We start from the raw sequence: 14328 nt of genomic DNA, 5'->3' as shown, positions 1-14328 counted from the left end.
CTTACGGTAAACTTGGGCCTATCATAACAGGCAATTACACAGTGATAAATACGATGCAGATTGGTTTATTTTTTGGTTCTACTACCTGCTATACCGAAATGGCGGCAGAAAAAATACGCGACATTATTGGCGCCGATATCGTCAGTTTACACAATATTAAAGACGAACCGCTTAAAAACGCTGAGCAATATGACTTTATCATTTTTGGTATCTCAACGTGGGACTTTGGCGAAATTCAAGAAGATTGGGAATCAAAGTGGGACGACATAAAAGATGTTGACTTAAATGGTAAAACCATTGCGCTATTTGGTATGGGCGATCAGCAAGGATATGGCCAGTGGTTTCAAGATGCACTCGGCATGCTTCACGACGAAATAAATGCTCAAGCCATTACTCAACTTGGCTTTTGGCCGAACGACAGCAATTACGAATTTGAAGCATCAAAAGCACTTACCGAAGACGGTAAACAGTTTGTAGGTTTAGCATTAGACGAAGACAGTCAGTACGAGCTAAGCGACGAGCGTATTGCCACGTGGGTAGAACAAGTGATGACAGAGTACGCTGAAACTCTATAACTCACTATTGCAAAGAGCGCTGCCATGCAGCGCTTTTTAATCCTAAATTACTCTACTTTTAACCAATATTGATTACGGTAAAAAAAGCCCACATAACCGCGCACTTCAAGCTTTTCGCCGTTTTGCTGCGGTGTTAAACGCACGCTGTAGGTTTTACCGTTATTTGGGTCGAGTATTTCACCGTCTTCCCAACTACCGTCACCCGCATAGGTCACATTTTCAATAATGGTCATCCCCAACATAGGCTGATCTTTTTTATCACCGCTGCACTCGCTGCAAAGTGTATCTTGCTTGGCTTTATTAAGTATTTTTTCAATTTTACCAGTCAGCACGCCATTTTTCTCAGTAATGCGAACGTACGACTTAGCCTCGTTGGTCTCTTCGTTAATGGTTTTCCAAAGCCCAACCGGTGTGGGGTTAGCCAATAACTTAAATGAAGCAAAAATACTGCCAACTAAAAAACCCATCAATAGCGTATTAACTCTTTTTTTATTTAATAAATTCATTGCGTTACTATATTTGTGATTAATGAATCCATACTAACAATAAATACCCAGATGCAAAACTGATTAAATAACTAGAACATGCTACATTTTTAAATAAAATTCGCGGCATAACGCCTGATATTGCGGGGTATAGCTATTATCATCGGCTCTTATACATAACTTAGTTGTACTTATCTCACTCTGCTCATAACTAAAAGTCATCAAACTGCGGCTAAAAGGCTTATTTGGCATAGCTTGTACTTGGCAGTGACGATTTAAATACAGCCCTTGCTGCTGTGCTAATGTTATAAATAACTGCGCCTCAGTGGTGGGTAAAATAAGATTAAAACGCGAATGTTGATGACTTAGTTGCCTAAACGCACCAAGCAGTTCTGCAAAGCTTAAACCATCGGTATGGCGAGCAGCATTACGCGCTGCATTATCACCTTTTAAACTTTGATTGAAATAAGGCGGATTAGCTATAACACAATCAAATAAACCCGCAGCCTCAAACTGCTGAATAGGCTGATGGTAAATACTAATATCTGGCCAAGGACTTTGCTGGCAGTTTTGTACAGCTTGCTGGTAGGCGGCTTCATCAACTTCAACCGCGCTTACCTTTAAATGTGGCGCTCGTTGCTTACACATTAGAGCCAGTAACCCTGTACCTGTTCCTATATCAAGTAACGTCTTTGCTCCATTTAAATCAGCCCATGCGCCTAGTAAAATGCCATCGGTAGAGACCTTCATGGCGCACTGTTCGTGCTCAACCTTAAATTGTTTAAATGCAAAACCAGACATTTTTTCACCTTTTCATTCACCAAGCAGGTTTAAGTGCGTATAATTAACGGCAATTGTCCCCTATTTTTGACACTCTATGCAATTTTCTGAATTTGATCTTGATGATAAGCTACTCAATGCTATTAATAAAATGGGTTACGAAACCCCTACTAGCATTCAACAACAGGCCATTCCTGAGGCGTTGCAAGGGCGCGATATTCTAGCGTCAGCACCAACAGGTACAGGTAAAACGGCGGCATTTTTAATTCCGGCAATTCAATATTTAATGGATTTCCCGCGTCGTGATCCGGGCTTTGCACGGGTATTAATTATGACCCCAACCCGTGAGCTTGCTTATCAAATTCATGAACAATGTGAGTTACTTGCAAAGCAAACCCAGTTAAAAATTGGGGTTGTTACCGGCGGTATTAACTACGGTACACACAAAGAAATTTTTGAAAATAATAACGACATTTTAATCGCCACACCTGGGCGATTAATGGAATATCTAGAAACCGAAAACTTCCACGCTGAAAACGTAGAAATGCTCATTCTTGATGAAGCCGACCGCATGCTCGACATGGGTTTTCGTAAAGAAATGCTGCGTATTTGTGATGAAGCTAAAAACCGTCGTCAGTGCTTTTTATTCTCAGCAACCCTTGAGGGCGATAGCGTAGAATTATTTGCTGAGCGTATTTTAAATGACCCTGCACTACTTGAAGCCGAATCAACACGCAAAGAAAAAGCTAAAATTCATCAATGGGTTCATTTAGCAGACGACTACCGCCATAAACTAGAGCTATTAGTTAACACCTTAAATGGCCCTGATGTCAGTAAAGCGATTGTGTTTGTAAAAACGCGTGAGCGCCTTGAAACCCTCGTTGGTGAGCTTACTAATAATGGCGTAAAAGCTGCGTGGTTACGTGGTGAAATGCCGCAAGACAAACGCATGAAAGCCATGGAAAACTTCCACAGTGGCAAAACCCGTATTTTGGTAGCAACTGATGTCGCCGCCCGTGGTATTGATGTTGCTGATATTAGCCATGTAATCAACTTTGATATGCCACGTACTGCAGATGTATACGTACACCGTATTGGCCGTACCGGTCGTGCTGGTAAAAAAGGGATTGCGATTTCATTAATTGAAGCGCATGACATTGGTATACTTTACAAAGTAGAACGTTACATAGAGCAAAAGCTAAAACGCCGTGTATTTAAAGGATTAGAGCCAAAGCATAAAGAAGCCAAGCCACCGGTTAAAAAGCGTAAAGATCCAGTAAAAATGAAAGCAAAGAAAAAAGCTAAAAAGAAAAAATAGCTTTAACACATTTAATTAAGCCGACGTTTGTCGGCTTTTTTGTGGCTTAAAAACAGTGAGTAAGCTATTCAAAGTAACATGTAAAAAATACTTAGCTGAATAACCGATTAATAAAATAGTAAGTTATTTCAAATAGTTAATTTTGGAATGAAACTTGTAACCCTACCTAGCATATGAGTTTTAAAACGCCGAGTAATGGCGTTGCTTTTTAGTAACACACTAAGGATATAGTTATGAATCGCATTAAATTTACTATCGGTTTTATTTCGTTTTGTTGTTTATTTTTATTAGCCTCTGCTTTTAAAGTCAATGCAGCAACGCATTTAGCTGTAGTTAGCAGTGTGGCTACACAACCTAATTTACAACAATCTATTACTCATGAGTTACGCACTAACCCAAATTTAAAGTTAGAAAAGCTAAACGTACACGTTAATGACGGTGACGTTGAACTTAAAGGCGAAGCCAATAACGGTTTTGAACGTGCTCTTGCACAAAAGTTTTTAGAAAATATGGATGGGGTAAAACGTATTAAAAATAATATTATCATTTAGCTTAGCTAAATCTAAGGCGTAAAAAAAGCACCTACATAAGTAAGCCATGCAATGCATGGCTTATTAAATACGTTAAAAGGCGTGTTAGTTTTGCTCTTCGCGTAAAAATACCGGTTCAAGTTCTTTGGTGGTTGCCTCTGGGCTAAAGTAATAGCCGGCCACAGTAAACTTTTTGAGTTGGCTTAATTGAGTCACCTGATTTTCGATGATGTAGCGCGCCATCATGCCGCGCGCTTTTTTAGCGTAAAAGCTAATCACTTTGTATTGACCGTTTTTACAGTCTTTAAAGTGTGGGGTAATAATGTGTGCGTTAAGCGCTTTTTTATCTACCGCTTTAAAGTATTCGTTAGAGGCTAGGTTTACTAAGTATTGTGCATCTTGTGCCGCTAATACGTCGTTAAGTTTATTAGCAATAACACTGCCCCAAAACTCATATAAGTTTTTACCCCGGCTATTTTCAAGTTTTGTACCCATTTCTAAGCGATAAGCCTGCATTAAATCAAGCGGCTTTAACACGCCGTATAATCCCGAAAGTATACGTAAATGGTCTTGAGCGTAATCAAGCTGCTTAGTAGTGAGGGTATTAGCATCTAACCCGCCGTATACATCGCCGTTAAAGGCAAGCACGGCCTGTTTAGCATTATCGGTAGTGAATGGTTGTGCCCACTCACTAAAACGCGCTGCGTTGAGGCCTGCGAGTTTATCGCTAATTTTCATTAAACTGCCAATTTGCGCAGGAGTTAGTTCACGGCATACTTTCATGAGCGCTTCGCTGTGCTCAAGTAATTCAGGTTGAGTGAACTTATCTGTTGCGGGTGGCGTGTCGTAATCAAGATTCTTTGCTGGTGAAATAACAGTGATCATAGTTAGCTATTGACTTGTAAATTATTTAATGTCAATTTCAACATTAAATGAAACGAAAAGCACGTTTTGTTTAAAATTATCCTACCTAAAACTCAACCGTTACCGTTTTTTTATTGATAAGGACATAAGACCTATCAAGCATTGTCACACTGTTGCAGTATAGCTATATTAAGGTAGTTTAGATTTTCTTTTAACTTGCTTGGAATGAGGAAAAGCAAATGACTAGCGCTCTACAAAGGCTTAAACAACATTCTTCTATCGTGGCCGACACGGGCGATATAGAAGCCATAAAAAAACATCAACCTGAAGATGCGACTACCAATCCATCGCTACTTTTAAAAGCAAGCGAGATTGAAGCTTACAAACCTTATCTAGATAAAGCATGGCAATACGCTAAAGAAACCGAACAGCAGCCTGCAAAACAGCTAGAACTGGCTTGCGATTATTTTGCAGTATTAATTGGTAAAGAAATTAGTGAAATTGTACCGGGTTATATTTCTACTGAAGTTGATGCACGTTTATCATTTGATACCCAAGCAACCATTAATAAAGCACATACTTTACTAAGCCTCTACGAAAAAGAAGGCGTAAGCAAAGACAAAATTTTAATTAAAATAGCGTCAACATGGGAAGGCATTAAGGCGGCTGAACAATTAGAAAAAGAAGGCACTAAGTGCAACCTTACTTTATTATTCAGCGATGCCCAAGCGCGCGCTTGTGCTGATGCAAACGTATTTTTAATCTCGCCATTTGTTGGCCGTATTTTAGATTGGCACGTGGCAAACGGTATGGAAAAACCAACCGATCCGCTTCAAGATCCAGGTGTTCAATCTGTACGTAGTATTTTTGAGTTTTACAAACGTCACGATTACAAAACTGTGGTTATGGGCGCAAGCTTTCGTAACACAGGTGAAATTATTGCCCTTACAGGGTGTGATAAGCTCACTATTAGTCCAAATCTTTTAGAAGAATTAGATAATTTAAAAGACGCACAAGAATACTTACTAGAGAGCGACATTACTAAAGAGCCTAAACCTGATCCGCTTAGCGAAGCACAATTTCGTTGGTTACATAACCAAGATGCTATGGCGACTGAAAAACTCGCTGAAGGCATTCGCTCATTTGCAGATGCGCAAGAGCAATTAGAAGCACGCTTTAAAGCAATGTAACCACAAGTTGTTTAACAAGTTTATAAACGTCGCTTTTTAGCGGCGTTTTTTTATACCCGCCACTATATTATAAATAATCACCTTGTCTTCATTTAAGTGCTTTTTGTATTGATCTTCATCAAAATATCACTCATTGGTAACAGTTTTGTCACATTTGTATTCTATTTTATTAATAGCTGTGGTATAGATACTACCGAGGTTCAAAAAGTGGTCAATAGGAGATAATCAATGGATAGCCTAAACGAAATAATAGAAATATTAGAAGGGTCTGATACATCGAAAAAAACCTCTCAAAAAAATAAAAAAAGAAAATGGCGCGAAATAGAAGCAATTAAAGATAAGCAACGTTTGCGCAAAGAACTACAGGAACTCGACTATTTTGCAGATAGTATTGCTATTGATGAGTTGGAGTTTTAATCAATAGCAGCAACTAAAAAGGCTTTCATTTTTAAAGCCTTTTTTAATGCCTGTTACACTTGCCAATTAATCGGCTGCGCCCCTTGCGCGCTTAACAATTCATTGGTTTTTGAAAAGTGCTGACAACCAAAAAAGCCTCGATGTGCCGAAAGCGGTGAAGGATGCGGTCCTGTTAATACATGATGGCGCTGGCGATCAATACTTTGACCTTTTTTTTGTGCATGTGCTCCCCACAACATAAATACCACACCTTGGCAGTGCTCATTAATATGCGCAATCACATTATCGGTAAATTGTTCCCAACCTAAATGCTTATGAGAATGAGCGTGTCCTTGCTCTACAGTTAATACTGTATTGAGCAAAAACACACCTTGCTTTGCCCAGCCTTGTAAATAGCCGTGTTCTGGCGTGGTAAAGCCATTAATATCAGTTACTAACTCTTTATAAATGTTTTTGAGCGAAGGCGGGAGCTTTTTAACCTCAGGCAATACTGAAAAACACAAACCATGCGCTTGCCCTTCTCCATGGTAAGGGTCTTGACCTAATATAACCACTTTAATGTCGCTAAGTGGAGTTGCATCAAATGCACTAAACACCTGCGATTCTGGCGGGTATATAGCAATCCCTTGTGCGCGTTTATTAGCAACATACTTAAGGGTTTGCTGCATATATGTTTGACTAAGTTCATGGTTTAAAAAAGATGACCAGTTGCTCATAATTGACTCTTAATAAATTCTCTAGATATATCTACTTTGTCACACATCTGCGCAAGCCCATCGAGCATTCTAGGTGTAAACCGATGTAATAAATCAGCATTGACGCTAATAAACTGCTCATACTTTACCGCAGGAATTTCAGGCCACTGCTGCCAATTAACCGTGGGTATTGTTCGCTTTGACTTTTCATCGGGAATAATAATAATTTGTGGCTTAGTGACTATTACGTTTTCGATGCTAATTTGTGGATAATCTGTGTCGCTATTGGCAAATACATTCGTGACTTGGCAGGTTTCAATTAACTGATTGATCCATGTATTTTTTGATACTGTCATCATTGGCTCAGGCCAGAGCTGATAAAACCCTTTAAGGATAGTTTTATCTTGCTGCGTGGCTTTAATCGCGTTGAACCTCGCTGTAAATGCCTCAGCCACCTTTTTACTTTGCTCAGTGTGACCGGTTAATTGACCTAGTTTTAGTATTTCCGAAGCAACCCCTTCAATAGAGCGTGGATCACTTAAATATAATTCAATTCCTAAACGCTTTATTTGTGCTAAATCTTCGGCCTGATTACCATTTTTCCACGCAATTACCATGTCAGGTTTTAGCATGAGTAACTTTTCAATAGAAATACCATTGTAGCCACCAATACGCTCAATTTTAGTCGCCTCTTGCGGATAATCTGCGTAATCCAGCGTACCCACTATTAAATCACCCGCCCCAATAGCATATAAATTTTCAACTATGTGTGGTGCTAAAGCCACTATACGAAGCGGCTTGTCGGCTAAAGCCTGGGATGCACTGACAGCTAACAATAACAGCCCAAAAACAATACGCTTTAACATTAGTAATCAAAGCCTTTCAATGCTTTTACGCCCGACTCAAACGCATGTTTTACATTACGTACTTCACTTACCGTATCGGCAAGCTCTATTAAGGTGCGATGCGCAGCACGACCAGTAATAATGACCGATTGCATAGGCGGTCTATTATTTACAGCAACAACCACTTCCTCTAGGTCGATATAACCATAGGTCACCATATAGGTGAGTTCATCGAGTAATACCACATCGATACTGCTGTCGCTTAGCATCCGTTTTGACTCTTGCCATGTTGCTTGCGCTGCCGCGGTATCGGCCTCTTTATTTTGCGTATCCCACGTAAACCCGGTGTTCATAACAGCAAATTCAACCCCAGCACCTTGCAGTAAATTACGCTCACCACACTCCCATGTGCCTTTAATAAACTGACATACCGCAGCTTTTTTACCGTGCCCGACACAGCGTGTAACCACACCAAAACCAGAAGTCGATTTGCCTTTACCGTTACCAGTAATAACCTGAAAAATGCCTTTTTCTCGTTGCGCTGCGGCTACTCGCGCGTCAACCTGTTCTTTTACTTTTTGTTGACGCTGTTGGTGCTTGTCGTTAGTTGATTCAGTCATTGTTATATCCTTGATAAATTTTAATAATTTGTTCAATATTTAAATGCGCTTTACACATATCAGCTAAGCGTTCTAACTGGCGTTCACGATGCTCATTTATACTAATCGCACTAATTGCACTTTCTGGTTTCACCCACTTTAACAGCTGCTCTGTGGCTGCAGGACTATCAAACAAGCCATGTAAATAGGTACCAGCAATGGCATTATCATCACTCACAAAACCATCGGTTTTAAAGTCATTGGGGTGTTTATTAAAGCGAATGAGTGGCTTGTAGAGCGCCTTTCCTTGACTAATACCTGCATGTATTTCGTAGCCATCACATGCAACCTGTTGCTCATTTAAATTAAGCACTGCGCTCACTCGGCTTAACACTTTTTGCTCACCCAATAGCGTATCAAAATCGCTAAGCGCTAAACCCGTCACTTGCCCCAACGATGACTCCACCCCATTTGGATCACTTATACTGTTACCCAGCATTTGCATACCACCGCAAATACCCAATACTTTGCCACCATAACGTAGATGGCGCTTAATTTGCTGATCCCAGCCTTCATTTTTTAAAAACGCGAGATCGCTGAGTACATTTTTACTGCCAGGTACGATAATTAAATCAACAGCAGGAATTGCTTGTGTATGGCGCACATAGGTTATATTTATATTCGGGTGTAATCGCAGAGCATCAAAATCGGTATGGTTACTAATATGTGGCAATAACAGTACAGCAATATTTATACTGGCATCGGTCACATTATTATCTATTACAATAGCATCTTCGGCATCAAGTGCTAAATCGTGCAAGTAAGGTAATACCCCTAATACAGGTTTACCGGTGTACTCCTCGAGCCAATCTAGCCCACCTTGTAATAAACTAATATCACCACGAAAACGGTTAATCACAAAGCCTTTTACTCGTGCTTGCTCAGACTCGCTTAATAGCGCTAAAGTCCCAACTAAGTGCGCAAATACTCCTCCTTTATCAATATCGGCAATAATAATAACAGGGCAATCAACTTGCTCGGCGTAACCCATATTTGCAATATCGTTTGCGCGTAAATTAATTTCGGCTGGGCTGCCAGCCCCTTCTACCAGTAATAAATCAAAGCGTTTAGCTAAACGATTATGCGAGGTTAATACCGCATCCATAGCCACTTTTTTGTAGTCATGGTAAGCATCTGCTTCCATATTGCTGATAGCTCTACCATGAATTATAACTTGTGCGCCGGTATCACTATTGGGTTTGAGTAATATAGGGTTAAAGTCAATTTCAGGTTTAACTTTTGCGGCTATGGCTTGTAATGCTTGGGCTCTGCCAATTTCGCCACCCTCATGCGTTACGGCGCTATTAAGCGCCATATTTTGTGGTTTAAACGGTGCAACATTCACCCCTTGGTTAGCAAACACTCTGCAAAGTGCAGCGACTAAGGTACTTTTACCCGCATCGGAGGTCGTCCCCTGTACCATTAATGTTTTCATTATTTACCCACCAGCTGGCGCTTACGAAAATACAAGATACTTAAAAAGAAAATACTCCCCATAGCCGCCGTGATCACCCCTATTGGCAGCTCTTGGTTAGCGAGTAATGAACGTGCTAGTACATCGACCCATACCATAAATATACCCCCTACTAAGGCAGTCATTAACAACCCAACGCTGCTGCCTTGAGAGATAAAAAAACGCACTATGTGCGGCACCATCAAGCCAACAAAGCCAATTCCGCCACACATAGCAACCAATACAGCTGTGATCAGTGAGCTTAAAATAAGCATTAAAATTCGAAAGCGATGCACCCGTACACCAAGCGTTGTGGCACTTTCATCACCTAACAACATGGCATTAAGTTGGCGTCTAAAACCTAACATAATGACTGTACATGTAATGATGACCAAGGCAGGTAATAGCAGTGACTGCCATTGCGCCCTAGCAAAACTTCCTAAAGTCCAAAATAAAATAGCCGCGACGGCCTGCGGATCGCTCCAATAAAGCAACAAACTGGTAAAGGCGCTAAATAAAAATGATAACGCCACCCCAGCTAATAACATCGACTCCACTTGGGCGTTGCGTTGGCTGCCAGCAATTAAAATTAATAGCCCCATCGCCACTAAGCTACCTATTAATGCCGCTACTGATAGCGCAATGCCTGCGCCAACTCCTATAAAAATCATCAAAATAACAACCCCTAAGGATGCACCCGACGAAATTCCAAACAAGTAAGGATCGGCCAATGGGTTACGAGTGACCGTTTGCAGTATTAAGCCTGCAATCGCTAAACCGCTGCCAGCTAAAAAGGCCAACAACGTGCGTGGCATCCTTAATTCAAAAATAATGCGACTGGTAAATGAGGCCTCGTTTGAAAAGGTTAAACTCTGGTATACATCTACAAGTGAGGTGGGGGCCGCACCAAAGCTCAATGCGACAAATAAACTTAATACAGCGCATAATAGCGCACTAATTAACGCGACACTGTGGTTGGGTATAACAGCCATGCTATTGGTATCCATAATAATAAGTAATATGAGGGATAGACTCACCACTAGAGGTTGTTTGAGGATGGTTACTCACTTGCACACAAACGCCAAAAACGTCGTTGAGTATTTGCTCAGTGAGCACCTTGTTAGGCTTCCCCGCACTAACGATTTCTCCGTTTTTAATAACCACTAACTCATCGCACATAGCTGCCGCTAAATTTAAATCATGAAATGACGCAAACACGGTAATACCCAAAGATTTAGCAAGCTCCATAAGCTGAATTTGGTATTTAACATCAAGGTGACTGGTCGGTTCATCCATAATAAGAAGTTGCGGTTGCTGCACAATGGCTCTGGCAATAAGCGCTCGTTGCTTTTCACCGCCAGATAGTGAGTCAAACGACTGATTACTATGAAATTCAAGCCCAACACGGCTAATAGCCTGCACTATTTTTTGTCTATCGGCATGAGTGGTCGAACTGAAGAGTGTTTTATGCGGGGTAAGCCCTAGAGCCACAACATCGAATAACGAGAGATTAAATTGCGAGGGTGTTTCTTGTAGCACTACCGCTACTTGCTTCGCGTAATCTGCACTTTTTAGCTGCCAAATATCGGTATTGTTAAATTTAACATCGCCTGCTGATGGTTGATTAAATCGATATAAACAACGCAGTAAACTCGACTTCCCTGCGCCATTAGGTCCTATTAAACCAATAAATTTGCCATGCTCAATGTTCACATTAATGTGCTTAAGAATTAATGTATTTCCCACCCGCCAAGAGACGTTATTAACGGTTAAAAGCGGTGATTTTTTAGAGGTTTGAGTGTGCAAAAAATTATCCTAGGCAGGGGCATACTCAGTACTGATACGTACCAACAAGAAAATGAGTTAACCCGCTCGTTATATGAATTTTTAAGGCATTTGTATCTGACTTACAGTAAAACTGATCACAGTTACGGGAATAGTTGAGGAGTTTCACCTCATTCCAAATGCTTTGCTATTATGCGCAGATAAGTAAATAATTTAAAGCAAAAAAAACCGCACTCAACTGAGTGCGGTTAAAAAAGGGAAGTTAAGCGTAAGTTAAAACTTATATTCCAAACCTAAACCTAGGTAATCTTGGTCAACATTGTTATCCATATCAAAGCTTGAGTAAAAACCAAATACTTTAAGATTTTTGTTTAGCTTATGATCAACACCTACCGATACCGCGCTTTTATCATCACCGTCATCAAAATCCATTGTTTGGTATTGCACTTTAAAAGTGTTGCTACCCATTAGATAAGCTGCATTTACTAAGTAACCGTCAGCTTCTGCGCTGCCATCTACTTTTTCTTGGGTTTGGTACATAGCACCAAGTCTAAAATCTTCAATTTTACCTTGAACTGTTGCACGTACTACATCATACCCGTTTACTTCGCTATCAGCAGCAATGGCAGCATATACTGCGCTCTTTTTAAGGCCTGCATCACCATAAGTTAACGCCACTGAGTAGCCATTTTTGGCATCTAGGTCGTCTTGTGCAATAAATGACGCTAATACTTTAAAGCCTTGATATGAGTTTGAAGTATAAGACACTGAATCACCTAAACGATTTTCACCTTTAAAAGTATTTTTTAAATCGCCCTCAAGGTCATTAAATAAGTCCAGCTTGCCTTGTGCCTGCTTTAATGCGGTATCGTTGCGGCCTATTACTACCTGACCAAATCCACCTTTTAAACCCACATATTGATTTCGCGAAGAAATATTGTCGTCATCACCTTTAGAATCAGCGTCAGAAACATCAACCTGAAATTCAAACTTATAAACAGCTTCCAAGCTATCTGAAATTTTTTCAGAGCCTTTCAGTCCAAAACGAGATGCATTACTTTTAATCTCAGTAAACGACCCTTCGCCATCATCCGATGATTGGACTGTTACGTTTGCTTTACCATAAATGTTTACTTGTGCAAACGCATTAAAAGATAAACCACTTAGTAAAGCTAAGCATAAGCTCGATTTTAAAAATTTCATGTTATTTCCTCGATAATCGCAATAGACCAACTTTTAAAGCAGCAGCAGTGTGCCATCGCTAAATGACAAAAATATTACAACGGACATATTTTTGTCTTTTTAAGTTAATAAAAATGCATTAAATCTGAAATCAAAATAACATATAAATGAAATTTAACTCGACAACGACTTGTTTTTATTTAATAAACTCGGTGTCATTTGTGACAGCAAATTAACTAAAGTTTCTATTAACTCTTTTTGCTCGTTATCTCTATGATAGGCAATAAATACCTCTCTTGACGTATTCTCTACCCCTTTAACATGAAAAAGTTCGCCTTTTTCTAAATGATCTTTGACTAATACGTGTGGAATAAATGCACTGCCACCACATTGCAGGATTAAATCAAGCGCAATACGCCCAGTACTGGTTCTAAAATAAGGCGGTGTTTTACCGGTAAACTGACGCGCATGCCAAAGAGAAAACGCTGTTCCCCAATCAACATAAACGTATTGATTATCAAAAAAATTATCGCAGGTTGCCGTATCATAACCACTCACCGGAATAATGGGCAGTTCACAAATACGTCCTACAACAAGTTCATCAACTTTTGGTGGATCAAATAAAATAGCTAAATCAAGCGTACGTTCCAATAGTAAGCGAGTACTTTCTTGCTGCGCTTTCACTTCTGCCACCAGCGATACACCGGGCATAGCCGATACAATATTTGTAATACCAAATTGTAAAAATGCATCCCAAATATTGGGGGTGCCTGCTAAACTGATTTGTTTATGCATATTATCAGCAAGTGCTACATCAACTTTAGCTCTTTGCATACCGGTAATAATCATTTGCGCATGAGGTAACAAGCGCTCACCGGGAGCGGTAAGTTGAATGTTATTTCGCTGGCGAATAAATAAATTGACCCCTAAACCTTGCTCTAATTGGCGAATTCTAAAGCTCACCGCAGACTGGGTTATGTATAGGTTCTCTGCCGCTTTACCAAAATGGCGAGTACGCACCACTTCCACAAATGTTTTTAATAAATCTATATCCAATTTTTTATCCTCACGATAAAAATTTTTTGTTTAAAAAAATAGCGATTATGTCCCATACTCCAGCTAATAATTGGTATGAGGGTATAGCTATGAGCAATGATATTTCACTACTTCGTCAAGCATTTGTTAGTCAACGTCAATTTTATGATGACCAAAACTTTCCACGCGGATTTAGTCGCAGCGGACACTTTACCCTGTTAGAGGCAAGTATCTTAGAACAGCACGGTGTTATTTTAAAAAGCTTGTACAACAAAACCGTTGAACCTCAAAACGAGCACCAGCAACAGTTTGTAAATGCTGTCAGTGGCATAGTAGAGCCAAGCAATCCAATTGAGCGAGCATGGGTTAAATATTTAAAGTTAACAACCTGTAAAACAAAATTCCATACATTATTTGGACGCTCAAAAATATCAGGGCCAACAACAATAAGCCAAGAGTATTATTCAGAAGCTGATAATTTATAAATCATTACAGTAGTTGCTTTTTGGCGTTTT

Annotated in this window: 17 protein-coding genes and 1 riboswitch; of the genes, 6 read left to right on the top strand and 11 right to left on the bottom strand. The window is 40.0% G+C overall.

Translation table 11 applies throughout. From position 1 onward, the window contains the following. Window positions 1-53: 53 nt before the first annotated feature. The gene (gene fldB / locus KG708_RS13880) at window positions 54-575 is read left to right on the top strand and encodes a flavodoxin FldB (protein ID WP_008467792.1); all 522 of its coding nucleotides are present in this window, start codon (window positions 54-56) and stop codon (window positions 573-575) included. Between the two features lie 47 nt (window positions 576-622). Here fldB and KG708_RS13875 read toward each other — a convergent pair whose 3' ends face one another. Beyond that, the gene (locus KG708_RS13875) at window positions 623-1081 is read right to left on the bottom strand and encodes a DUF2147 domain-containing protein (protein ID WP_213610687.1); all 459 of its coding nucleotides are present in this window, start codon (window positions 1079-1081) and stop codon (window positions 623-625) included. An 81-nt stretch (window positions 1082-1162) separates the two neighbouring features. After that, window positions 1163-1861 (bottom strand): methyltransferase, encoded by a 699-nt coding sequence (locus tag KG708_RS13870; protein WP_213610686.1) that lies wholly within the window; start codon window positions 1859-1861, stop codon window positions 1163-1165. Window positions 1862-1937: 76 nt separating this feature from the next. On the opposite strand from KG708_RS13870, the gene srmB reads away from it, so the two are divergent. Then, window positions 1938-3158, top strand: coding sequence for an ATP-dependent RNA helicase SrmB (srmB, locus tag KG708_RS13865; protein ID WP_213610685.1), 1221 nt, complete (start codon window positions 1938-1940; stop codon window positions 3156-3158). 233 nt (window positions 3159-3391) lie between these two features. Beyond that, a complete protein-coding gene (locus KG708_RS13860; protein WP_213610684.1) occupies window positions 3392-3709 on the top strand; it encodes a BON domain-containing protein in 318 nt (105 codons plus the stop codon). 84 nt (window positions 3710-3793) lie between these two features. Here KG708_RS13860 and yaaA read toward each other — a convergent pair whose 3' ends face one another. Then, window positions 3794-4573, bottom strand: coding sequence for a peroxide stress protein YaaA (yaaA, locus tag KG708_RS13855; protein WP_213610683.1), 780 nt, complete (start codon window positions 4571-4573; stop codon window positions 3794-3796). 218 nt (window positions 4574-4791) lie between these two features. Here yaaA and tal point away from each other — a divergent pair, with 218 nt between their 5' ends. Together tal and KG708_RS13845 are read left to right on the top strand one after the other, a co-directional pair. Then, window positions 4792-5742, top strand: coding sequence for a transaldolase (gene tal / locus KG708_RS13850; RefSeq protein WP_213610681.1), 951 nt, complete (start codon window positions 4792-4794; stop codon window positions 5740-5742). A gap of 228 nt (window positions 5743-5970) precedes the next feature. Continuing rightward, complete coding sequence (locus KG708_RS13845) at window positions 5971-6159, top strand: DUF3545 family protein (protein WP_008110646.1); 189 nt, start codon at window positions 5971-5973, stop codon at window positions 6157-6159. Between the two features lie 53 nt (window positions 6160-6212). Here the strand turns inward: KG708_RS13845 and ung are convergent, their stop codons facing one another. From ung to KG708_RS13805, 8 genes are all read right to left on the bottom strand, one after another. Beyond that, the gene (gene ung / locus KG708_RS13840; protein ID WP_213610679.1) at window positions 6213-6875 is read right to left on the bottom strand and encodes a uracil-DNA glycosylase; all 663 of its coding nucleotides are present in this window, start codon (window positions 6873-6875) and stop codon (window positions 6213-6215) included. Continuing rightward, window positions 6872-7720, bottom strand: a complete 849-nt coding sequence (locus KG708_RS13835) for a cobalamin-binding protein (RefSeq protein ID WP_213610677.1) — start codon at window positions 7718-7720, stop codon at window positions 6872-6874. Before KG708_RS13835 ends, ung begins: the two co-directional genes overlap by 4 nt. Next, window positions 7720-8319: a cob(I)yrinic acid a,c-diamide adenosyltransferase gene (gene cobO / locus KG708_RS13830; protein ID WP_213610675.1), complete on the bottom strand. Its 600-nt coding sequence runs from the start codon at window positions 8317-8319 to the stop codon at window positions 7720-7722. Before cobO ends, KG708_RS13835 begins: the two co-directional genes overlap by 1 nt. Beyond that, window positions 8312-9793 carry a cobyric acid synthase gene (locus tag KG708_RS13825; RefSeq protein WP_213610673.1) on the bottom strand — a complete coding sequence of 494 codons (1482 nt, stop codon included), beginning with the start codon at window positions 9791-9793 and terminating at the stop codon, window positions 8312-8314. Before KG708_RS13825 ends, cobO begins: the two co-directional genes overlap by 8 nt. Next, window positions 9793-10803: an iron ABC transporter permease gene (locus KG708_RS13820; RefSeq protein ID WP_213610672.1), complete on the bottom strand. Its 1011-nt coding sequence runs from the start codon at window positions 10801-10803 to the stop codon at window positions 9793-9795. The genes KG708_RS13825 and KG708_RS13820 overlap by 1 nt, the downstream gene beginning before the upstream one ends. A gap of 1 nt (window position 10804) precedes the next feature. Continuing rightward, entirely contained in the window at window positions 10805-11617 is an 813-nt protein-coding gene (locus tag KG708_RS13815) for an ABC transporter ATP-binding protein (protein WP_213610671.1), read from the bottom strand. A gap of 72 nt (window positions 11618-11689) precedes the next feature. Next, window positions 11690-11814: riboswitch (cobalamin riboswitch) on the bottom strand. A 55-nt stretch (window positions 11815-11869) separates the two neighbouring features. Next, window positions 11870-12799: a porin gene (locus KG708_RS13810; protein WP_213610670.1), complete on the bottom strand. Its 930-nt coding sequence runs from the start codon at window positions 12797-12799 to the stop codon at window positions 11870-11872. A 153-nt stretch (window positions 12800-12952) separates the two neighbouring features. Next, window positions 12953-13834 carry a LysR family transcriptional regulator gene (locus KG708_RS13805; protein ID WP_213610669.1) on the bottom strand — a complete coding sequence of 294 codons (882 nt, stop codon included), beginning with the start codon at window positions 13832-13834 and terminating at the stop codon, window positions 12953-12955. An 89-nt stretch (window positions 13835-13923) separates the two neighbouring features. Here KG708_RS13805 and KG708_RS13800 point away from each other — a divergent pair, with 89 nt between their 5' ends. Next, window positions 13924-14298 carry a DUF413 domain-containing protein gene (locus tag KG708_RS13800; protein ID WP_213610668.1) on the top strand — a complete coding sequence of 125 codons (375 nt, stop codon included), beginning with the start codon at window positions 13924-13926 and terminating at the stop codon, window positions 14296-14298. Window positions 14299-14328 lie beyond the last annotated feature (30 nt).

The organism is Pseudoalteromonas sp., from assembly GCF_018402495.1.
In the GTDB taxonomy this organism is placed as follows: Bacteria; Pseudomonadota; Gammaproteobacteria; order Enterobacterales; family Alteromonadaceae; genus Pseudoalteromonas.
The sequence above is the reverse complement of the archived record's forward strand: the minus strand, read 5'-3'. Positions and strand labels throughout refer to the sequence as shown.